Annotated in this window: 15 protein-coding genes and 1 other RNA gene; 12 read left to right on the top strand and 4 right to left on the bottom strand. The window is 63.8% G+C overall.

Annotation, left to right across the window (positions count from 1 at the left end):
- Window positions 1–378: 378 nt before the first annotated feature.
- Entirely contained in the window at window positions 379–1,326 is a 948-nt protein-coding gene (locus tag FFY45_RS10765) for a LysR substrate-binding domain-containing protein (protein WP_176340416.1), read from the top strand.
- Window positions 1,327–1,455: 129 nt separating this feature from the next.
- Here FFY45_RS10765 and FFY45_RS10760 read toward each other — a convergent pair whose 3' ends face one another.
- Together FFY45_RS10760 and FFY45_RS10755 are read right to left on the bottom strand one after the other, a co-directional pair.
- A complete protein-coding gene (locus FFY45_RS10760; protein WP_176340415.1) occupies window positions 1,456–2,070 on the bottom strand; it encodes an FMN-dependent NADH-azoreductase in 615 nt (204 codons plus the stop codon).
- 261 nt (window positions 2,071–2,331) lie between these two features.
- Window positions 2,332–3,222, bottom strand: a complete 891-nt coding sequence (locus FFY45_RS10755) for a pirin family protein (protein ID WP_176340414.1) — start codon at window positions 3,220–3,222, stop codon at window positions 2,332–2,334.
- A gap of 285 nt (window positions 3,223–3,507) precedes the next feature.
- Here FFY45_RS10755 and FFY45_RS10750 point away from each other — a divergent pair, with 285 nt between their 5' ends.
- The 4 genes from FFY45_RS10750 to FFY45_RS10735 all read left to right on the top strand — a co-directional run bounded on the left by FFY45_RS10750 (window position 3,508) and on the right by FFY45_RS10735 (window position 5,678).
- Window positions 3,508–3,852, top strand: a complete 345-nt coding sequence (locus FFY45_RS10750; protein WP_006452222.1) for a hypothetical protein — start codon at window positions 3,508–3,510, stop codon at window positions 3,850–3,852.
- 169 nt (window positions 3,853–4,021) lie between these two features.
- Window positions 4,022–4,097: non-coding RNA, sX9 sRNA (locus FFY45_RS10745), on the top strand.
- 816 nt (window positions 4,098–4,913) lie between these two features.
- Window positions 4,914–5,492: a class I SAM-dependent methyltransferase gene (locus FFY45_RS10740; RefSeq protein WP_023901963.1), complete on the top strand. Its 579-nt coding sequence runs from the start codon at window positions 4,914–4,916 to the stop codon at window positions 5,490–5,492.
- Between the two features lie 6 nt (window positions 5,493–5,498).
- Window positions 5,499–5,678, top strand: a complete 180-nt coding sequence (locus tag FFY45_RS10735) for a hypothetical protein (RefSeq protein WP_023901962.1) — start codon at window positions 5,499–5,501, stop codon at window positions 5,676–5,678.
- Here FFY45_RS10735 and FFY45_RS10730 read toward each other — a convergent pair.
- A complete protein-coding gene (locus FFY45_RS10730; protein ID WP_176340425.1) occupies window positions 5,653–6,999 on the bottom strand; it encodes a DNA topoisomerase IB-related protein in 1,347 nt (448 codons plus the stop codon). The two genes, FFY45_RS10735 and FFY45_RS10730, sit on opposite strands and share 26 nt — an antisense overlap.
- Before the next feature lie 58 nt (window positions 7,000–7,057).
- Here FFY45_RS10730 and FFY45_RS10725 point away from each other — a divergent pair, with 58 nt between their 5' ends.
- The 4 genes from FFY45_RS10725 (at window position 7,058) to FFY45_RS10710 (ending at window position 15,463) form a co-directional block, all read left to right on the top strand.
- Window positions 7,058–7,438 carry an I78 family peptidase inhibitor gene (locus FFY45_RS10725; protein ID WP_043888794.1) on the top strand — a complete coding sequence of 127 codons (381 nt, stop codon included), beginning with the start codon at window positions 7,058–7,060 and terminating at the stop codon, window positions 7,436–7,438.
- A 202-nt stretch (window positions 7,439–7,640) separates the two neighbouring features.
- On the top strand, window positions 7,641–12,113 hold the full coding sequence (gene gltB, locus FFY45_RS10720; RefSeq protein ID WP_176340413.1) for a glutamate synthase large subunit: 4,473 nt from the start codon (window positions 7,641–7,643) through the stop codon (window positions 12,111–12,113).
- Between the two features lie 124 nt (window positions 12,114–12,237).
- Window positions 12,238–13,719 carry an FAD-dependent oxidoreductase gene (locus FFY45_RS10715; RefSeq protein ID WP_006452227.1) on the top strand — a complete coding sequence of 494 codons (1,482 nt, stop codon included), beginning with the start codon at window positions 12,238–12,240 and terminating at the stop codon, window positions 13,717–13,719.
- 646 nt (window positions 13,720–14,365) lie between these two features.
- Window positions 14,366–15,463 carry an acyltransferase family protein gene (locus tag FFY45_RS10710; RefSeq protein ID WP_176340412.1) on the top strand — a complete coding sequence of 366 codons (1,098 nt, stop codon included), beginning with the start codon at window positions 14,366–14,368 and terminating at the stop codon, window positions 15,461–15,463.
- 167 nt (window positions 15,464–15,630) lie between these two features.
- On the opposite strand, the gene FFY45_RS10705 is transcribed toward FFY45_RS10710, so the two are convergent.
- Window positions 15,631–16,686, bottom strand: a complete 1,056-nt coding sequence (locus tag FFY45_RS10705) for an NAD(P)-dependent alcohol dehydrogenase (RefSeq protein ID WP_006452229.1) — start codon at window positions 16,684–16,686, stop codon at window positions 15,631–15,633.
- Window positions 16,687–16,989: 303 nt separating this feature from the next.
- Here FFY45_RS10705 and FFY45_RS10700 point away from each other — a divergent pair, with 303 nt between their 5' ends.
- The 3 genes from FFY45_RS10700 to FFY45_RS10690 all read left to right on the top strand — a co-directional run bounded on the left by FFY45_RS10700 (window position 16,990) and on the right by FFY45_RS10690 (window position 21,207).
- Window positions 16,990–18,063 (top strand): glycoside hydrolase family 5 protein, encoded by a 1,074-nt coding sequence (locus FFY45_RS10700; protein WP_168959261.1) that lies wholly within the window; start codon window positions 16,990–16,992, stop codon window positions 18,061–18,063.
- Between the two features lie 700 nt (window positions 18,064–18,763).
- Window positions 18,764–19,759 (top strand): glycoside hydrolase family 5 protein, encoded by a 996-nt coding sequence (locus FFY45_RS10695; protein ID WP_176340424.1) that lies wholly within the window; start codon window positions 18,764–18,766, stop codon window positions 19,757–19,759.
- A gap of 386 nt (window positions 19,760–20,145) precedes the next feature.
- Window positions 20,146–21,207 (top strand): glycoside hydrolase family 5 protein, encoded by a 1,062-nt coding sequence (locus FFY45_RS10690; RefSeq protein WP_176340411.1) that lies wholly within the window; start codon window positions 20,146–20,148, stop codon window positions 21,205–21,207.
- The last annotated feature ends 680 nt before the right edge of the window (window positions 21,208–21,887 follow it).

The raw sequence follows: 21,887 nt of genomic DNA, 5'->3' as shown, positions 1-21,887 counted from the left end.
GGCCGCTTCGTTGAAAGCCTGCCTGTTATTCGTTCGCGTTGCGACGCTGATCAGGAGCGCCATCATTCGCGCCGCCATCTAAAAAAACGCGCGTATTGCACTGCTTGCAACCATGCACACCGACACTCTCGATTGGTCCTTGCCCGCCCACCGTCGCGGGACCTTACGCGGCATGGATGCCGCGTAAGAGCCTACACGGACGTACTTGCGGCGTGTCCCGCGACGGTGGGCGGGCAAGGGCCCTGCAGCAAATCCGCAGGCATGACGCGCTTTACTGCCGGTGCACCTGATTACCGCAGACAGCACTCGACGCCGCCATGATCGACGACGCGCAGTCGCCACGCTTAGACTCCGCGTTTACACGCGCCAAGGCCGCCGGTGATCGATCTCAATGACATCGCGTTGTATGTGCAGGTCGTGCGTAGCGGCAGCTTTGCCGAAGCCGCGCGCAGGCTGGGCACTGCACCCAACAGCGTGAGCCGGCGTGTGCAACAGCTGGAAGCGCAACTGGACACGCGCCTGATGCAGCGCTCCACCCGCAAGCTCACCCTCACCGACGCCGGGCAAGCGTTCTTTGAACGTTGCGCCGATGCGGTAGACGGACTGACCTCGGCCGGGCAGAGCCTGGTGGCCGGTGGCGATGAAGCCGCCGGTTTGGTGCGCGTGGCGGCGCCAGCGGATTTTCTGGATTTTTTTCGCGTCGAATGGGTCGGCGAATTTCTCGCCGCGCATCCGCGCGTGCGCCTGGAATTCGTGCTCAGCGATGGCAAGGCCGACCTGATCGCCGAGCGCATCGATGTGGCCTTCCGTGGCGGTGTGATGACGGATCTGGGCTATGTCGGCCGCCAGATCCTGGCCGACACCAACGATGTACTGGTGGCCAGCCCCGGCTACCTGCAGGCGCGCGGCAGGCCGTTGCGGCTGGACGACTTGCCGCAACACGACTGCATCAGTTTTCCGCATCCAAGCGGCTATGCCACCTGGACGCTGGTCGGCCCGTCCGGGCTTGCCGAAGACGTCCAGGTGCAGGCGCGCATGGCCGCCACCACCGCCCGCGCGCTGCGGCTTGCGGCGGTGGCCGGGCTCGGAATCGCCTTGTTGCCGCAGGCACTCACCTGGCCGGATATCGACGAAGGCCGCCTGACCGTGGTGCTGCCGGATTTTCAGCGCAAGGGCCAGAGCCTGTACGCGCTCTACCCGAGCCGACACCATCAGCCACGTGCGGTCTCGGCGTTTATCCGGGCCGTGACGACGCGATTGAATGGGCCTGAATGCAAAGAGGTGGCTGGCTTGGCAAATAGCGCCGCGATACCCGGCGTGCGGTGATTGTCGTGATAACGCATTGCATCGAGCGGCACGCTGTCCGCTCGATGCAGTCTCGCCACGTTTGAATGATCGGCACCGGGCAAACCAGCGCAGTTCATGCCGCTGGACACGCCTCAGCCGCGACGCCACTCAGGCAGCAAGCGCATCGATCTGCTGCTGGGCGCTGGCGATACCCGCCTGGCGGGCGTCTGCGCCGGTGGCCAGGCCTTCGGCCACGATCACCTCGGGGGCGTGCACGCCGACAAAGCCCAGCGCAGTGCGCATGTAGCTCTCTGCATGCTCCAGCGACGCCATCGGCGAGCCGGCGCCATAGAAGCCGCCACGCGCCACCAGCAGAATCACCCGCTTGTTGCCGGCCAGCCCCTCGGGCACGCCTTGCGCGTTGTAGCGGAAGGTCTTGCTGGCCACCAGCACGCGATCGATCCACGCCTTGAGCTGGGTCGGGATGGTGAAGTTGTACAGCGCCACACCGATCACCACGGTGTCGGCGTCCAGAAACTCCTGCAGCACCGTTGCACTGGTGGCCAGTTCGGCCGCAAGTTCCGGGCTCTGGTCGCCGGTGGGATTCTGCTGGGCCGCCAGATGCGCGCCGGACAGATGCGCCAGCGGCTCGGCGGACAGATCGCGGTAAGTCACTGCGACATCGCTGTGGCCGGACTGCAACTTGGCGACCGTGGCCGCCGACAGCTGACGGCTGGCCGAATAACCACCGAGGATGCTGGAATCGAGATGGAGCAGTTTCATGATGAAGCCTCTGATTGTGTGGGGGTGCGTGGCACTGCCACGACGTTGAAGATGCGACCGAGCACGCACACGTGTGCGTGTCGGCGGGTGAAATACAGGCTGAGTGGTGTGCGCTGCCGGTTGCCCTGCTACCGGTCTGCGCGTGTGCGTTGCGCTTGTCGGTGATTTAGTGCCTCTCGGTGCTGCATCGCGCAGACAGGCAGACAAGGCGAAAGCGAAAGCGAAAACGCTGGGCGGGCGTGTGCAGCGCCCGCCGCAGACTCAGGCCAGACGGCCCTGGCCGCGCAGCTGCTCGCCGATTCGGCGGATTTCCGCCTCGCCTTGCGCCAGTGCGGCCTTGCTGGTGTGCACCGAGTAGTGGCCCATCACCAACTCATGCGGATGCTTGACCGCCGAGCCCAGCACGAAGGAGCTCGCACCTACCGACACCACCTCGATCGCCTGCTCGGCATCCTTGAACACCGCCATCTGGCCACTGCCGATGGTCTCGGCCGCTTCCAGCTGGCCACCATGCACTGCGATCCAGGCCACGGTGTGTCCGGCCGGCGGCACATAGCGCCAGCGCTCGCCATCTTGCAGCTGTACGCTCAGGTAGGTCATGTCGGCCGGTGCCGGGATCCTGCTTTCCAGCGCGCCGTAGCGGCCCAGCAGCACCCGCACCGGGCCAGCCACCGGCACATCGTCGGGCGACAGATACAGGCTCTGCGCCGGGGCGTTTTCTTCGGCCGCCGGCAGCGCAACCCATAGCTGGAAGCCCTTGGCCGAGGACTGGCCCACCGGCATACCGTCGTGCCAGACGCCATTGCCGGCGCGCATCCATTCCACACCGCCGGTGGGCAGGGTGCCCTGCTTGCCGGTGCTGTCTTCGTAGCCGACTTCGCCTTCCATCAGGTAGGTGAGCGTGGCGATGCCCGAATGCGGATGCATGCCCATCGGTGCGCCGCCGATCGACGGCTTGACGGTGAACAGGTCCAGGAACACGAACGGCTTGACCAGTTGGCCCAGGTCGCCCGGGCTCATCAGCCGGGTGATCGGACCGCGGGTGGTGCCGCGGGTGCGGAACACCAACGGACGCGGCGAAGTAATGGCCTGCACGCCGGGCTCGCGCTGCGGCTGCTGGTCGGCGTAGACGGTGGCCAGTTGTGCGTTCATGACGGATCCCTTTGCGGTGGTGGAGCAAGCTGCCCCGGTGATGCAAAGAGTAGAGACGCGCCCATTGATCGACTAGCCGGAAGATTTGTAGTGGAGTCGTCCAGATTTAGAAGTAATCGCAAGCTACTGAACCATCTGCGTCACGCAAGAGGGCCTCAGCCCTGCGTCCCGGACCGCGGCAGGGCATGCCACGCCTGGCATCGCGATGCGTGCGGCCAGCAGTCTTCATGCCACGCCAACAACGCTTTCTTCACGCTTGCGACATTCTTCCGCTGGAGCTCCTCGATGATCCGCACCCTCGCCCCGCTCGCTGCCGTGTTGCTGCTCTCGGCCTGTGCCTCCAATCAGCTCGTGCAGGTGCAGCCCATCGACGGGGTCATCTCCGGCCAGTGCCATATCGACAAGGTGCGTGGCGCGGTAGGCCTGGCCGCGGCGGCACAGACCATCGAACGTGCGCGCGTGGACAGCGACAGTCTGCAGGTCAGCGTGCGTCGTGGCGAACGCGCCACCGGCGGCACCACCGCCAGCGGCCTGGCCGATCCGGCCCAGGGCGCCAGCGAAAGCGGTGGCGATCACCTCACCGTCGAGACCGGCCCGAACAACAACATCACCGCGATTTATTGCGGCTGAGCGTTGCCGTTGCCTTAGGCGCATCCGCATTGCCGTGCATATGACAGCGACCGGAACGGGCACATGTAGGGTTGCTTGCATGTGCAGCGTCCAGTGCTAGAACACTTAGAGCGGCTAACAAAACTACTGCGCACCGGCCAGGCGCGCGTGGCCGGTGCTCGGATTCGGCATGTACCACTTTTACGTTCCGGCTCCTCCGAGCCGTCCACGCACACCTGACAACTGCCCGCTACGTTTTGCTAGCCGCTCTTAGTCAGCGCCAGCGTCTTGCTCAACCCATCCCGCCAAGATCTGCGCTCACCGTGACATCGCTGTCGATGGTGGCGGCTTATTTCGCTCGGGCCGCTTTCCAGCGCCCACACCGCAATGCTCGATAACGGCACCAGACCATCGCGCAATTGCATGTGCACACGAATAATCATTACCGGTTGTCCAGAGTGCGCTAGACAGGTTGCGGTTCGGTATCGCCGCTGCTGGCGGTGCGCAATGTCTCGCCGATTTCCACGTTGCTCACCTCCATGGCGCGGTCTGGCGGTCATTCGGACACCATGATGTCCGGCCCCTCAAAGCTTACGATGCGCACGCCAGACAACCCCGCTGCACGCAGCTCGTCTGCGCATGCGGTGACGGCCGTGTTGGGCGCGTGTCTTGGCAATCGCTGGTCAGGATCATTCGACACGCATTCGCCCGATCAACACCTGCCGCACTGCGCACCGATTGCAAACATGGCCTGATGCGTCGGCTGCCACGCAGGCTGGCGCCACTGTCTGTCGATCATCTGTGCGATGCAGGCATTTATGCAACCGCCGCGCGTTATATGCGGTCATCACCTGCACCGACGATCACGCATCGTTTTTTTATCCGATGACAGCGCATTGCAGCGAAGCATTCGAATCGCAGTGCACCAATGCTGATAAAAACCTGAACTATCGCCACCGATCTGCAGCCAAAACAGGTTCCGGACAGACTCTTGCTTTAGCCTTGTTTTTGCACCATCGCGCATCCTGCAGTGGTGCGTGCAGATGCAGCTTGGCCGAACTCTTTCAACGTTGTGAGGATAGATGGCACGTTCGTATATGACGTCGTTTTTTCGCGAATGGATCACCGCACCCTGCTCCGTTGCAGCGATACTCCCCTCCGGACGCGCGCTCGCCTCCATCATTACATCCGAGCTGTCGGCGCGTACCGGTCGGGTTCTCGAACTCGGGCCGGGGACCGGTGTGTTTACCCAGGCGATGATCGACAAAGGCGTGCAGGAGAAGAACCTCGTTCTGCTCGAGTACAACGCCACCTTTTCTGCGTTGCTCACGCAGCGCTTCCCGCGCGCAAGCTTGCTGCAGATGGATGTCTGCGATCTTGAATCGCTGCCTCGCATCGATGGCGCGTACGTCGATGCCGTGGTCTGCGGCCTCGGCCTGTTGAACATGCCGGCACACCAGGTGGCTGCGATTCTGCGCGGCGCCTTCCTGCAGCTGAAGCCTGGCGGGCGGCTGTATCTGTTTACCTATGGATTCAAATGCTCGGTGCCGGCGCATATTCTCGATGCGCTCGATCTGGAGGCCGTCAAGATCGGGCGCACATATCGGAACGTTCCGCCTGCAACGACCTATCGCATCCAGCGTCGCACCTACACAAGGTAAAACACGATGCAGGCCAACGATCTGCTCGCGCTTGTCGTGAGCTGTGGCATTGCGGGCGTGCTGGACGCTGCAGATAAAAATCTACAAGCAGACAGACATAGGCGTGACGCAGACCGGGCTACCGATCACCTCACCAGCGATATCTCGCCGAACAACAGCATCACGCAGATTTTTTGCTGCGGCTGAGCTTCGTCTTGGTGGCCTTAGTGGCCTTAGTGGCCTTAGTGGCCTTGGTGGCTTTGGTCGTCTTGGCCGCCTTGCCTTGCTTGCTGCGCGAGTCGGTCAAAAAGCGCAGCGTGGCCGCTTCCCATTGGCGCTCGCCGCGCACGCCGGTGGCCATGGCCTGCAGTTCGCCGGCGCGCCAGCCTTCGAACACGCACGGGTCGATATAGGCCTTGCGACACACCGAGGGCGTGTTGCCCAGCGCATCGGCCACTTCGCGGATGACATCGTTCTGCACCTGGGTCAACGCGCGTTCGCTCATGCGCTCGGGTAACGGCAACCGCGCCAGCCGCTGCAGCGCGGCCAGCGTGCCGCCCCAGGTGCGGAAGTCCTTGGCGGTGAAATCCTCGCCCATCGCCTCACGCAGATAGTCGTTGACCTCGCCCGAGTCCACCGGCTGCAGCTGGCCGTCGTCGTCGCGGTACTGAAACAGCGATTGCCCCGGCAATTGCTGGCATTGCCGGATGAGTTTCACCAGTTGCTTGTCGTCCACTTCGATCTCGTGATCCTGGCCGCTCTTGCCGCGGAATTTCAGCCGCGCACGTCCGCCGCGCAGAAATTCCATATGCCGGTTGCGCAAGGTGGTGAGGCCATAGGAACGATTGCTGCGCGCATATTCGGCGTTGCCCACGCGTACCAGGGTGTCGGCCAATAACGCCACCACGATCGCCAGCACCTTCTCGCGCGGAAATCCCGGCAACACCAGATCGCGGCGCAGCCGTCGGCGTAATTTGGGCAAGGCCTGGCCGAAGGCGATCACCCGTTCGAACTTGCCTTCGCCACGCACCTGCGCCCACTCGGCGTGATAGCGGTATTGCTTGCGCCTGCGCGCATCGCGGCCGGTGGCCTGCAGATGGCCGTTGGGCTTGGCGCAGATCCACACCTCGGTATAGGCCGGCGGAATGGCCAGTGCGCGGATGCGCTGCAAGGTATCGGCATCGGCCACGCGCTGCCCGTCGGCACTGCGATAACTGAAGCTCTTGCCGGCCTTGCGGCGGCTGATACCGGGCTGTTGATCGTTGACATAGGTGAGCCCGGCCGCACGCGCGGTGGCCTTGGCCTGTGCAACCGCCGCCACGCTCGCCGCCGCGGCAGTGGCGGCCACCGCAGTGGCGGCACTGGCGGCCACGGTGGCCAGCTTGCCGGCAGCACTGGCGGTGGCTGCGGCATTGCGAAGAACACGTTTGGCTTTCATTGCGCACGGATCGAAGGACAGGCGCCGATTGTTGAGCCGGGCAGGACTAGGCCGCGTCAACGCTGCGACAACGCCATGTGGGCAAGCGATGCCCGTCAGCAGATTTTCTGCTTATGCTTGGGCCTCCCCCACTGTGCTGGAGTCATCGATGCGCTCTGTCCTGCCTACCGCCCGCCTGGCCTGTTCCTTGGTCGTGCTGGCGGCCTTGAGTGCCTGCGGCTCGCCGCAACCGGACGAGCAGGAAGCCGTCACCGCCAAGGCGCAGCAAGCGGCCGAACAAGCCGCAGCCCCCGCACCGGCCGCCGCTCCCGAGGCCCCGCCGATTGGCAGCTGCGATGCCACCCAGGTGCAGTCGCTGGTCGGCCAGCCGCTGACCGATGCAGTGAGCGAACAGGCCCGCAGCGATGCCGGCGCCAAGTCGGTGCGCGTGCTCAAACCCGGGCAGATGGTCACCATGGAGTTCAATGGCGAACGGCTCAATCTGGAAGTGGATGCCAAGAACCTGATCGCCTCGGTGCGCTGCGGCTGAGCACCGCCTGGCGCCTGTTGGCGAACGGGCGCCAAGCCAGCTGGCACAGGGCCTTGCGGCCGCCCTCGTTGCAGCTGTAACGGTGTATTGCGGCACCGCATCAACTGTGGTCTAGTCGATCATCCGGTGACCTCTTCGAAACGCTCCACGGATCGAGCGCTGCAACGTCGTCGCCGCTCTCCCAGATCGCAAAGAGGCAGACATGGCCCCCCGCACTCGCCAAGGGCTCAACGACTACGGTCTCTACAACAGCGCGCGCGACGAACGCGACGCCTGTGGTTTTGGCATGGTCGCCCAGTTGGACGACCAACCTTCCCGCTCGCTGGTAGACACCGCGATTGCGGCGCTCTCGCGCATGACCCACCGCGGCGGCGTGGCCGCCGACGGACTCACCGGCGATGGCTGCGGCTTGCTGATCCGCAAACCCGATGCGTTCCTGCGCGGTCTGGCGCGCGATGCCGGCATTCCGCTGGGCACGCGTTACGCGGCCGGTGTGGTGTTCCTGCCGCTGGACGAGAGCGATGCCGCGCGATGTCGTGCCGAGCTGGAAACCCAGTTGCATACCGCCGGCGTGCACTTTCGCGGTTGGCGCGTGGTGCCCACCGACGACAGCGTGTGCGGGCAACTGGCGCGCGACACCTTGCCGCGTATCGAGCAGTTATTCGTCGATGCAGGCGCGGAGCAGACCGAAGACGGCTTCACCCTGGCGCTGTTCCTGGCGCGCCGGCGCGCCGAGCAGGCGCTGCGCGAGGTAGACAATTTCTACGTCACCACCTTGTCGCCCAATGGCATCAGCTACAAGGGCATGGTGCTGCCGGACAAGCTGAGCACGTTCTACCCGGACCTGCAGCGCAGCGATCTGTCCTCCAGTGCGATTGTCTTCCACCAGCGGTTTTCCACCAACACGCTGCCGCGCTGGCCGCTGGCGCATCCGTTCCGGCTGCTCGCGCATAACGGCGAAATCAACACCATCGAAGGCAACCGCCGCTGGGCGCAGGCGCGCAGCAAGGTGTGGCAGACCCCGCGCTTCGACATCGCCGAGTTCGACCCGGTGATCTCCATGCACGGCTCCGATTCGCAGAGCCTGGACAACATGCTCGAGCTGCTGGTCGCCGGTGGCATGGACCTGCTGCAGGCGTTGCGCATCCTGGTGCCGCCGGCGACCCAGTCGCTGGAATTCAAGGACGCCGACCTGGCTGCGTTCTACGAGTTCTACGGTTTGAACACCGAGCCGTGGGACGGCCCGGCCGGCATCGTGGCCTGCGACGGCCGCTACGCCGCCTGCATGCTCGATCGCAACGGCCTGCGCCCTGCCCGCTGGATGCTGACCTCCGACCGCCATTTCCTGGTGGCCTCTGAGGCCGGCGTGTGGGAATTGCCGGCCGAGCGCATCACCCGCAAGGGCAAGCTGGGCCCGGGCGAGATGATGGCGATCGATTTGAAGCGCGGCGACCTGCTTGACTCGGATGCCATCGACCGCATCAACCGTGCGCGCGCGCCTTACAAGCAATGGCTGCAGCAGGGCGTGACCTATCTGCAGACCGAGTTGATCGACCCCTCGCTGGTGGAAGAACCCTTCAGCGAGCAGACCCTGCGCAGCTACCACAAGCTGTTCCAGCTCAGCACCGAGGAAGTGGAGCAGATCCTGCGCCCGCTGGCCGAGACCGAGCAGGAAGCCACCGGCTCGATGGGCGACGACACCCCGATGGCGGTGCTCAGCCGCCAGACCCGGCCGCTGTACGACTACTTCCGCCAGGCCTTCGCGCAGGTCACCAACCCGCCGATCGACCCGCTGCGCGAAGGCATCGCGATGTCGCTCACCACCCAGCTCGGCAAGGAGACCAACATCTTCCACGCCGGCGCGGAGACGGTGAACCACGTCATCCTCAACTCGCCGGTGCTCAGCCAGCGCAAGCTGCGCCAGTTGCTGAAGATGGAGCAGTACGTCGAGCGCAATCGCCTGATCGACCTGTCCTATAGCGTGGAAGAAGGCCTCAAGGCCGGGCTGGAACGCATCTGCCAGGAAGCCGAGGCCGCCGCGCGCGCCGGTGCAGTGATGTTGCTGCTGTCCGATCGCTACCCGGTGCCGGACCGGCCGATGGCGCATGCGCTGCTGGCCACCGGCGCGGTGCATCACCACCTGTGCAAGGTGGGGCTGCGCTGCGACGCCAACCTGATCATCGAAACCGGCACCGCGCGCGACCCGCACCACATGGCCTGCCTGCTCGGCTTCGGCGCCACTGCGGTGTACCCGTATCTGGCTTACCAGACGCTGTTCGACCTGGGCCGGCGCGGCATCCTGCAGCTGAGCAAGGGCGGCGAGCAGTCGCAGATCGGGCGCCGCTATCGCAAGGGCATCTACAAGGGCCTGTCCAAGATCATTTCGAAGATGGGCATCTGCACCATCGCCAGTTATCGCGGTGCGCAGTTGTTCGAGATCGTCGGGCTGGACCCGGACGTGGTGGACCTGTGCTTTGCCGAGACACCCGCACGCATCGGCGGTGTCAACCTGGCGCGGCTGGACACCGAGGCGCGCGAGCTCACCGCACGCGCCTGGAACGACCAGCTCAAGCCAGAAGTGGGCGGCCTGCTCAAATACGTGCACGGCGGCGAGTACCACATGTACAACCCCGACGTGGTCATGACGCTGCAGCGCGCCACCCGCACCGGCGATGCCGGCGACTGGCAGAAATACGTGGATGCGGTGCATTCGCGCCCGGCCTCCACGCTGCGCGATCTGGTCCAGCTCAAGCGTGCCGACACCCCGACCCCGCTGGACGAGGTCGCCCCGGCGGCCGATGTGCTGCGTCGTTTCGACACCGCTGCGATCAGCCTGGGCGCGTTGTCGCCCGAGGCGCACGAAGCACTGGCCATTGCGATGAACCGCCTGGGCGGACGCAGCAATTCCGGCGAAGGCGGCGAAGACCCGGCCCGCTACGGCACCGAGAAGCGCTCCAAGATCAAGCAGGTGGCCTCGGGCCGCTTCGGCGTGACCCCGGAATACCTGGTCAATGCCGAGGTGCTGCAGATCAAGGTCGCGCAGGGCGCCAAGCCCGGCGAAGGCGGCCAGCTGCCCGGCCACAAGGTCAACGAACTGATCGCCCGGCTGCGCTACGCCAAGCCCGGTATCGGCCTGATCTCGCCGCCGCCGCATCACGACATCTATTCGATCGAAGACCTGGCCCAGCTGATCTACGACCTCAAGCAGGTCAACCCGACTGCACTGGTATCGGTGAAGCTGGTCGCGCATGCCGGCGTCGGCACCATTGCCGCCGGCGTGGTCAAGGCCGGCGCCGATCTGATCACCGTGTCCGGCCACGACGGCGGTACCGGCGCCAGCCCGATCAGCTCGATCCGCTACGCCGGCGTGCCGTGGGAACTGGGCGTGGCCGAGTCGCACCAGGCGCTGGTGGCCAACGACCTGCGCGACCGCACCATCCTGCAGACCGATGGCGGCCTGAAGACCGGCCTGGACGTGGTCAAGGCCGCGTTGCTGGGCGCCGACAGTTTCGGCTTCGGCACTGCGCCGATGATCGTGCTGGGCTGCAAGTACCTGCGCATCTGCCACCTCAACAACTGCGCCACCGGCGTGGCCACCCAGGACGAGCGCCTGCGTGCGAACTACTTCACCGGCTTGCCGGAGCGCGTGGAGCATTTCTTCCGCCTGCTGGCCGAAGAAGTGCGCCAGTGGCTGTCGTACCTGGGCGTGCGCTCGCTGGACGAGATCGTCGGCCGCACCGACCTGCTCGAACAGCTGGAGGTCTCGCCACGCGCCGGGGTCAAGGTCGATCTGTCGCGCCTGCTCACGCATGCGCAGTACGACGGCAGCCATTGCGCGGCCCAGCGCCTGTACGAGTCCCCGGACAGCCTGGCCACGCAAATGGATGGCCTGCTGGCCAATGCGATCGCCAACAAGACCGGCGGCGACCATCGCTTTTTGATCCACAACACCGACCGCTCGATCGGCGCGCGCCTGTCCGGCACCATCGCGCGGGCGCACGGCAACCACGGCATGAGCGATGCGCCGTTGAACCTGCGCTTCCGCGGCACCGCCGGGCAGAGCTTCGGCGCGTTCAATGCCGGCGGCCTGCAGCTGGAATTGGAAGGCGAAGCCAACGACTACGTCGGCAAGGGCATGGCCGGCGGCCGGCTGGTGGTGCGTCCGCCGCGCGGCGCGCGCTTCGAGGCGCGCAGCACGCCGATCGTGGGCAACACCTGCCTGTACGGCGCCACCGGTGGCGAGCTGTTCGCGGCCGGCCGCGCGGGCGAGCGCTTTGCGGTGCGCAACTCCGGCGCACTGGCAGTGGTGGAAGGCGCAGGCGACCACTGCTGCGAATACATGACCGACGGCGTGGTGCTGGTGCTGGGCAAAGTGGGCCTGAACTTCGGCGCCGGCTTCACTGGCGGCCTGGCCTATGTGCTGGATATCGAACGCGACTTCGTGGATCGCTACAACCACGAGCTGATCGACATCCACCGCGTCTCCGCCGAAGGCTTCGAGAACCATCGCCAGCATCTGCATACCCTGATCAGCCGCCACCGCGAGCTGACCGGCAGCATCTGGGCGCAGCAGATCCTGGACGAGTTCCGCGACTACATCGGCAAGTTCTGGCTGGTCAAACCCAAGGCCGCCAGTATCGAGTCGCTGACCGAGTCGCTGCGGCGCGCCGCCTGAGTGCTTCCCTCTCCCTGCAACGGGAGAGGGTTTGGGGATGCGGGCGCTGACGCTCCGTACCCTCATCCGCCCCTTCGGGGCACCTTCTCCCGGTGGGAGAAGGGAATCAGCCACGGATTTTCTTATGAGCCGCAAGCAAGCCTTCCAATTCCTCGACCTGCCCCGGACCATGCCCACGCGCATTCCGGTGGAGCTGCGTACGTCCGGTGACTGGGGCGAGCTGTACGGCAAGTTCGACAAGGCCGATGCGCAGTATCAGTCCGGCCGCTGCCTGGACTGCGGCAATCCGTATTGCAGCTGGAAGTGCCCGGTGCACAACGCCATTCCGCAGTGGCTGCAGCTGGTGCAGGAAAACCGCATCGAAGAAGCCGCCGCGCTGTGCCATTCCACCAACCCGCTGCCGGAAGTGTGCGGGCGGGTGTGTCCGCAGGACCGCTTGTGCGAAGGCAGCTGCACGCTGGAGGAGTTCGGCGCGGTCACTATCGGTGCAGTGGAAAAATACATCGTCGATACCGCCTTCAAGATGGGCTGGCGCCCGGACCTGGGCAACGTGCAGCCAACCGGCTGGCGGGTGGCGGTGATCGGCGCCGGCCCGGCCGGCCTGTCGTGTGCGGACCGGCTGGTGCGCGCCGGCATCGAAGCGGTGGTCTACGACCGCTACGAGCAGATCGGCGGCCTGCTGCAGTTCGGCATTCCCAGCTTCAAGCTGGACAAGTCGGTGATCGGCAAGCGCCGCGAAATCCTCGAAGGCATGGGCGTGCAATTCCGCCTGGGCGTGGAAGTCGGCCGCGACGTCAGCATCGAGCAGTTGCTGGGCGAATTCGACGCGGTCTTCCTGGGCACCGGCGCCTACCGCTACACCGATGGCGGCCTGCCCGGCCAGGATCTGAAGAACGTGCTGCCGGCGCTGCCGTTCCTGGTGCAGAACAGCCGCATCGTCAGCGGCAACGACCCGCACGGCCGGCCGATCGCCGGCTGGGAAGACCAGATGGCGCTGCCCGATCTCAACGGCAAGCGCGTGGTGGTACTGGGCGGCGGCGACACCGGCATGGACTGCGTACGCAGCGCCATCCGCCTGGGCGCGGCCAAGGTCACCTGTGCGTACCGCCGCGACGAGGCCAGCATGCCGGGCTCGGCACGCGAAGTGGCCAACGCGCGCGAGGAAGGCGTGCGCTTTTTGTTCAACCGTCAGCCGCTGTCGATCGAATCCGGTGCCGACGACGAAGCCATCGGTGTGACCGTGGTGGAGACCAGGCTCGGTGAGCCCGATGCCAGCGGCCGTCGCAACGCAGTACCGGTGGAAGGCAGCGAATCGCTGCTGGAAGCGGACGTGGTGATCATCGCCTTCGGCTTCTCGCCGACCGTACCGGACTGGCTGGCCTCGCAAGGCGTGGAAGCCGGCAGTAACGGCCGCATCGTCGCCCCTGCCGACGACAACGGCCGCCTGCCCTATCAGACCAGCAACCCACGCCTGTTCGCCGGTGGCGACTGCGTGCGCGGCGCCGACTTGGTGGTGACCGCCGTGGCCGAAGGCCGCGATGCGGCGGGCAGCATCGTGCAGCTGCTCGGCGTCAAGGCGCAGGTCAAGGAACCCGCTGCGGCCTGAGTGATTGCCAGCGGTGGGCGATGCGCCCACCGTTGGTGCGGGCTCGCGTGCAGGCTCGCGTGCGGGCAACCCGCACGCTGCGTGAGCGGCTATGCCCGCGTGACGCACCGCGATGCAACGCAATGCATCCACGGCGACACGCAACGGACATCGCCTCCCGCAAGGTCGCGCCTCGCCCGATCCGGAACGCTCCACGACCAATCCCCCTGTCTTTCGCGATCGGCACTTCGCTCACAGCGATCGTGCAGTGTTTGCTGCTGCGTGCGGTGATTTGTCCTGCCGCTGAGCACACGCTCCACCGCATCTCGGCAATTGCAAACTCAAGCGGCCATCGACTGTGCAAGGCGCCCGCACCCACGCATGACCTTGCCATCAGCGCACACACAGGCCTGCATCTATCTGCAGCCTCGACGATTGCACGCGCCAAACAAGTGTGATCTAAGTCACATATAAGCCGTCCCCGCATCACGCAGCCCAGCCACCCTCACTGACACGCGGAACGCTCTGCGCTTACCCGGATGTCCTCGGCAACGACGGTATCCGCCTCCTCCCACGCGTGGACAACACCGCCGTGGAATCCAGACCTGATTCGTGTCGTCGCACACCGCGGCGGCAAAGCCGTGGGCCCCACCAAAGGAGCAACCTCATGACGTACCAAACCATTACCGGCAACCATAAACGCGATGATTGGGTGGACTGGCTGCGCGGTGCCAGCGTACTGATGGTGATCGTCCTGCACGCCTATGGCTTCGCTTTCGACGCCTATCCCGAGCTACGCAGCGGCGCAGCCGGAGAAAGCAGCACGCTGATGCTGTCGATCGAGCGTATCAACCGCTCGCTGGCCCCCTTACGCATGCAGCTGATGTTCCTGCTCTCGGGCTTGTTCGTGGCGCGTGGGTTGGACAAGGGGATCGCGACCTACTTCAGCGGCAAGCTGCGGCACGTGTTGTATCCCTATCTGATCTGGTCGCTGCTGATCTTCGCGTTGCGCGAGGCAGGCTCGGTGCTGGCCAAGGCCGAACCTATTGCCTGGCTGGACCTGGGCAGGATCGTAGTCGGCAACGTGGCACTGACCTGGTTTCTGTTCTACCTGTTCGTGTTTCTTGCCGTGATCCCACTGCTGCGTCGGCTGCCGGCCCCGTTGGTGCTGGCTGCCACCCTGCTCGGTTCGGTGTGCCTGGGCCCATTGCTGCGCCAGGGGGCCGACCCGTTCTATTACTTCGCGTTCTTCTACATCGGCACGCTGCTGGCCGGTCGCGTGCCGGCACTGCTGCAGCAGGCACCGCGCTGGATCTGGCCACTGTCGTGCCTGAGCCTGTGCGCCATCGTGCTGATCGCCAATCTCACCGCGCTGCACGGTATCTGGATCGGCTACCTGCCGCTGGTGGTGATCGCGCTGCCGCTGGTGATCGCTGCTGCAATCTGGGCAAACCAGCAACCGGCCGCGCAGGCGATCCGCTATGTGGGCCGCAACTCGGTGGTGTTCTATCTGACCCACTTCCCACCGTTCATCGTGCTGGCCTATCTGCTGCCGCGCTGGATCCACGATGGGTCGCTGCTGTTCTTCGCCTTGTTGGGCACCGGCGTGCTGGCGCCCACCCTGCTGTGCCTGCTGCGCACGCCGGGCCGCCTGCCCGCGCTGAACCTGCTGTTCTCCGCACCCATGCTGGTGCGCCCCGCGACGCCGCTGGTGTCGCCCTATCCGGCGCAGGACGGCAGAGTGGCCGCTGCGCAGGGCGCCTGACCTGGTTGATCGAATCGCGGTCCGGCGATGCCTGCAGCCGGTAGCCGGTGTCATCCGGCAGCAGCGTGGACGCGGTCATTGCCGCGTCCACGCTGCAGTCGTTCGCGCAGGCACCTGATGTGCAGCCCTGTTGCAGGGCTGCATCGATTGCCGGGCGCGCTAGGCGATCAGGCCGCCTTGTCCAGCGTGGCCATGTCGATCACGAAGCGATACTTCACGTCGCTCTTGAGCATGCGCTCGTAGGCCTCGTTGATCTGGTCGGCGCGAATCGTTTCGATGTCCGAGACGATGTTGTGCTTGGCACAGAAATCCAGCATTTCCTGGGTCTGGCGGATGCCGCCGATCAACGAACCGGCCAGCGTGCGGCGCTTCATGATCAGATTGAACACGCTCGGCGAAGGATGCGAATGCTCGGGCACACCCACCAGCACCATCGCCCCGTCGCGCTTGAGCGCAGCCAGGAACGGGTCCAGGTTGTGCGGCGCGGCCACGGTGTTGAGGATGAAGTCCAGTGTGTTGGCTTGCGCGGCCATCTGCGCCTCGTCCTTGGAGATCACTACTTCGCTCGCGCCCAGACGCAACGCATCGGCGCGCTTGCTCTCGGAGGTGGTGAACAACACCACGGTGGCGCCCATCGCCTTGGCAATCTTCACTGCCATGTGGCCCAGGCCACCCAGGCCCACCACACCCACCTTCTGGCCGGGACCGACCTTCCAATGCGCCAGCGGCGAATAAGTGGTGATGCCGGCGCACAGCAGCGGCGCCACGGCGGCCAGGTTGTCGCTGTGCGAGATGCGCAGTACGTATTTCTGATCGACCACGATGTGGTCGGAATAACCGCCGTAGGTGTTCTCGCCGCCAAACATCGGCCCGTTATAGGTGCCGGTAAAGCCCTGCTCGCAATACTGTTCTTCGCCTTCCTGGCAGGACGCGCAGCTGCGACAGCTGTCGACCATGCAGCCGACACCGGCCAGGTCGCCGACCTTGAAGCCAGTGACCGCATCGCCCACCGCCGTCACACGGCCGACGATCTCGTGGCCGGGCACCGACGGGTACAGCGTGTTGTGCCATTCGTTGCGTGCGGTATGCAGATCCGAGTGACACACACCGCAATAGGCGATGTCGATCTGTACATCGTCGGGGCCGGGTGCGCGCCGTTCGAACACGAACGGTGCAAGCGGTTGATCGGCGGTCTGGGCGGCGTAAGCGTGAGCTTTGCTCATGAGGGGGCTCCGGGCGTCACGTCCCCCGCGATGGTGCAGGAGACAAAAGTAAGCAGCCTCTAGCTTAAAACAGGCGCCTGTCGCACTCCTGCGACAGTGCGTCTTGCCTGTCGGGTTGCGAACGCCACCGCAGCGGCGAAGTGCGTCTTGCAGGCGTTTGCGCGATCAAATCGCTGCAGTAGGCGTGAATGGCGCACTAACGCCAAAGCTTCTACGCTGACCAACCACCATCCTGCCCTGCACCATCCCTGCTGGCCGTGCCCTCCCCCTGCGGCCACTCACGTCGATGCCGAAGGAGGCTTCATGTTTCGCTCTCCCGCACATTTCCCCTCGTTACGCAGTGCCGCACTCGCACTGACCTTGCTCGCCGCAATGCCGTTGGCGCAGGCAAAAGAGCCCGCCGCTGCGAAAAAAGAATCTGCCGGCCTGAAATATGTCGGTGTCAATCTCTCCGGCGCCGAGTTCAACTCACGCAAGAAGCCGGGCACCTTGTACAAGGACTACACCTATCCGGCCGCGTCGGATTTCAGTTATTTCGCCGGCAAAGGCATGAATACGATCCGCCTGCCGTTCCTGTGGGAACGCCTGCAACCACAGCTCAGCGGCGAGTTGGATCCGGCGCAATTGGCGCTACTGAAGAAATCGGTGGCTGCGGCCAAGGCCAACAAGCAATACCTGATCCTGGATGTGCACAACTACGCCAAGTACAACGGCAAGCGCATCGGCACCAGCGATGTACCCGCCGCCGCAGTGGCGGATCTGTGGCGCCGGCTGGCGCTGGAATTCAAGGACGACACATCGGTGATTTTCGGGCTGATGAATGAGCCCAATGGGATTTCCGCAACCGACTGGGCTGCAGCGGCGCAAGGCGCAATCAACGCGATCCGCAAGACCGGCGCCAAGAACCTGATCCTGGTACCGGGCACCGCCTACAGCGGCGCGCACAGCTGGCGCAGCGCCAACTACGGCGGTTCCAATGCCAAGGCGCTGGAGATCGTCAAGGACCCGGGCAACAACCTGGCCTTCGAAGCGCATCAATATCTGGACAGCGACTACAGCGGCACCAAGCCGGTCTGCACCAGCGCCACGGTGGGCGAAGAGAAATTGCGCGGCTTCACCGCATGGCTGCGCGAGAACAAGCAGAAAGGCTTTCTGGGCGAATTCGGCACTGCCAACAATCCGGTCTGCGACCAGGCGCTGGAAGGCATGCTGACCTACATGGAAAAGAACAGCGACGTGTGGCTGGGCTGGACCTGGTGGGCCGCCGGTGCATGGTGGAAGCCGGAGTACTTCTTCACCGTGCAGCCGGGCAAGGATGGCAGCGACAAGCCCCAGATCTCCATCCTGAGCAAGTACGCACGCCGCGCCACCAAGTAACACACGCCGGTCTGTTCGAATGCGGTGGTCGCAGCAAGATGCTGCGGCCACCGTTTTTTTTGTCGTGCATATATGACATGCGTTATGCCGAAGCATCGGATGTGCGGGCGCTGGCAGCACAGCGCTACGCGCAAATGCGCGGTGGCCCCGCAATCGCGCGACGCGTCTTGCAGGATCCGCAGTGATGGAGTGTTGCCGCAATCACAACGCAGCGCACAAACCTCACGTGCAATACATCGCAAGTGCCGACGTCCCGTTCGCGCACCAGGTGAGTTTTATACGTGCAATTGCGATCTGCGTTGATGCAAGGCACGCCACTGCATCGATGTGCAGTGTTGTAATCGCAAGACAACCTGCAACGTCACTCCATCTCGAATGCGCAGCAGTCGATGCAGTGCTGCCGCGCAGAGTGCGACCTGTGTGCGGCGATGACGATGCGCGATGTCCGCTTTACCACATCAAAGCACGTGTATGTTTGGCAATAAGTGCCAAGTCGCTCACAGCTCCAATTAAGTGATATCTCGCATTCGTAGTTTGAATGTACAGATGCGCCTAGGGTGTAGGCGTTGCATTGTCGTCATGCACGTGGCAGGTCCACGCCAGTGCGATGCATCTCCCCCCGCGAATGCTTCAGGAGTCACCCATGTTGCCCTCTCCCCCCCGGACACGCCGGCTGCTTAGCTGCGCGTTCTCATTGCTGCTGCTTGTCATCATGCCGCTTGCACATGCACAGAGCGGCAATCGCCTGAAGTATGCCGGCGTCAATCTCTCCGGCGCAGAAATCAAATCCTCGCAAAAACCCGGCGTGCTCAACGTCGACTACCTGTATCCGGCCGCCAGCGATTACCGCTACTTCGCCGGCAAACACATGAACACCATTCGGCTACCCATCCTGTGGGAGCGCCTGCAACCCAAGGCTGGCGGTGAACTGGATGCGGCGCAATTGGCACTGATCCGCCAGGCAGTCGCCAATGCAAAGGCCGCCAAGGTCTATCTGATTCTGGATGTGCACAACTACGCCAAGTACTACGGCAACAAGATCGGCAGCAGCCGCGTGCCGATCAGCACCTTTACCGATTTGTGGCGCCGTCTGGCGATCGCCTTCAAGAACGACAACGCGGTGATCTTCGGGCTGATGAATGAGCCTTACGACATCAATCCGCAATCCTGGGCCAGCGCGGCACAAGCCTCGATCGACACCATCCGCAAAACCGGCGCCAACAATCTGATTCTGGTTCCCGGTGCGCTGTGGAGCGGCGCGCACAGTTGGTATTCCACCGTTGCCGGGCAATCCAATGCCGTGGCACTGGCATCCATTCGTGACCCGCTCAATCGCTACGCCATCGAAGTGCATCAATACCTGGATACCGACTCCAGCGGTACCAGCGCCGGTTGCGTCAGCAGCACCGTCGGTGCCGAACGCCTGCGCAGTTTTACCCAGTGGCTGCGCCTGAATCACAAGCGTGGATTTCTGGGCGAATTCGGCACTGGCAACAACGCGACCTGCAACAGCGCACTCAACAACATGTTGGGCTACATGGAAACCAACAGCGATGTGTGGATCGGCTGGACCTGGTGGGCGGCCGGTGCATGGTGGAACCGGACCTATCCATTCAACGTGCAGCCCGATGCGCAGGGACGCGACAAGCCACAGATGACGATCCTGAGCGCCCGCGCGCAGCGTATCGCGCGCTAACAGCGGCACCTCGCATCCGTCTGCAAACCACGCCTCGCCTGCGCTGAGCATGCAGGCGCAACCGTGCACGGCGCCAATGAATCGGCGTCATGCAGTTGGCAGCAGACGCATCCATACGACGTTCTTTCGACAGCACACCGTCCGCGCTGACCGTGTGCCGAAGCGTGCGCGGCCGCTTTTTTCTGCCGCGCGTTACAGCGTGCTGGTGCGGAATGTGACCCCGGCGAATTGTGACTGGGAGTGAGCTCGCACATTTACTTAACGCTCAGTGTGCTGCGCGATCGGGCACAGCCAATGCATTAAGTCCTACCGAATGCAGCGCGCTTTGCGCAAATCGCACGCAACCAGCTGCGACGCATCGTCCCCGTCGTTCAAGGAGTTGCTTTATGTCTTCTGTTTCCTGCTCGCTGCGCAGCGTTGTTCGCTGTGCACTGCTTCTCATCCTGCTTGGCGTCTTGCCGCAGGTTCATGCGCAGACACGCGCACTCACCTACGCCGGAGTCAATCTTTCCGGTGCCGAGTTTGCATCGTCGAAAAAGCCGGGAGTCCTCAACAAAGACTATATGTACGCACCTGCCAGCGATTACACCTATTTCGCCGGCGTTGGCATGAATACGATCCGCCTGCCCATTTTGTGGGAGCGCCTGCAACCCAGCGCACGTGGCGAACTGGATCCGGCGCAATTGGCATTGGTGCAGCAGGCCGTGGCTCGCGCCAAGGCATCGGGCATGTATCTGGTGCTGGATATCCATAACTACGCCAAATACTACGGTTATAAAATAGGCACTCCTGAAGTACCGATTGCGACCTTCAGCGATTTATGGCGCCGCCTTGCGCTGGTGTTCAAAAACGATAACGCGGTGATTTTCGGGCTGATGAACGAGCCCAATGGGGTATCGGCAGGTGGCTGGGCTGCCGCTGCACAGGCAGGCATCGACAGCATTCGGGCCACCGGTGCAAACAATTTGATTCTGGTCCCCGGCGTGTTATGGACCGGCGCGCATAGTTGGTACTCGCCCACCAGCGATGGGTATTCCAACGCCACCGCGCTGACCTCCATCTACGACCCACTCAACCACTACGCGTTCGAAGTGCATCAGTACCTGGATGCCGATTCCAGCGGCACCAGCAATGTCTGCGTCAGTGCCACCGTCGGCGCCGATCGGCTACGCAGTTTCACCGAGTGGTTGCGCCTCAATCAAAAACGCGGTTTCCTGGGCGAATTCGGCACCGGCAACAACGCAGGCTGCAATGCAGCGCTGCAGGGCATGCTCGGGTATATGGAAACCAATGCAGATGTCTGGCTGGGCTGGACGTGGTGGGCTGCCGGTTCATGGTGGAACATCAGTTACGAATACAGCGTACATCCCAACAAGGACGGAACCGACAAGCCGCAGATGTCGATCCTGTCGCCACAGGCGACCCATGCGACACGCTTCAGCCCTTGATGTGATGTGATGTGATCTCGCCATGATCCGATCGAGCCGCCGCAAGGCGGCTCTTTTGTGTGCGTCATCGCAACGTGCGGTCACACAGCTTGGACTCAATATCCAAGTGCAACACCCTCAGTGCAGTTGAAAAGCTATCACCACCTGACTGACGCCGGGGACGGCAGTGTTTCAGTTGGTGCGTGATCCTCTGGTGCTATGGCGCTGGTTGCCCCAGCAGCTTGCTGCCAAGCTCGCGTGCATGCATCCGGATGGTCCTGCCCGGCGCATCAGCCACACAACCGTGGAAAGCGCATCGCTTAGTTAATAAACGCCTGCGATAAACATAGACGACGACGGCAAACGCTTATGCGTTCGCTGCACGTGCTACTGCATTGTTACGTCAGTGATCCGACGCCGGACCGTTGACAGCGAGCGCGTCCATACGATGGTATTTCGACACAGCGATGCATCTGTCGCGGCTTGAAAAGCCTGCTTTTCCGCATATTCCATGCCCACGTTATAACGCGCTGATTCGAAAAGTGACCTGTGCGATATGTGACTGCGCTCTATTCGACACATTTACTTCGCAGTTAATGCAACCGGAAATTCGGTACGGCAGATGCATTAAAGACGACGGATGCGGCGTATTTCGCGCAGATCGCAAGCACAAAGGGTGCTGTGACGCATCTTCCCCGTCG

Source organism: Xanthomonas hortorum (assembly GCF_011305375.1).
GTDB classification, from domain to species: domain Bacteria; phylum Pseudomonadota; class Gammaproteobacteria; order Xanthomonadales; family Xanthomonadaceae; genus Xanthomonas; species Xanthomonas hortorum_E.
This window is presented reverse-complemented; position numbering and strand designations above follow the sequence as displayed.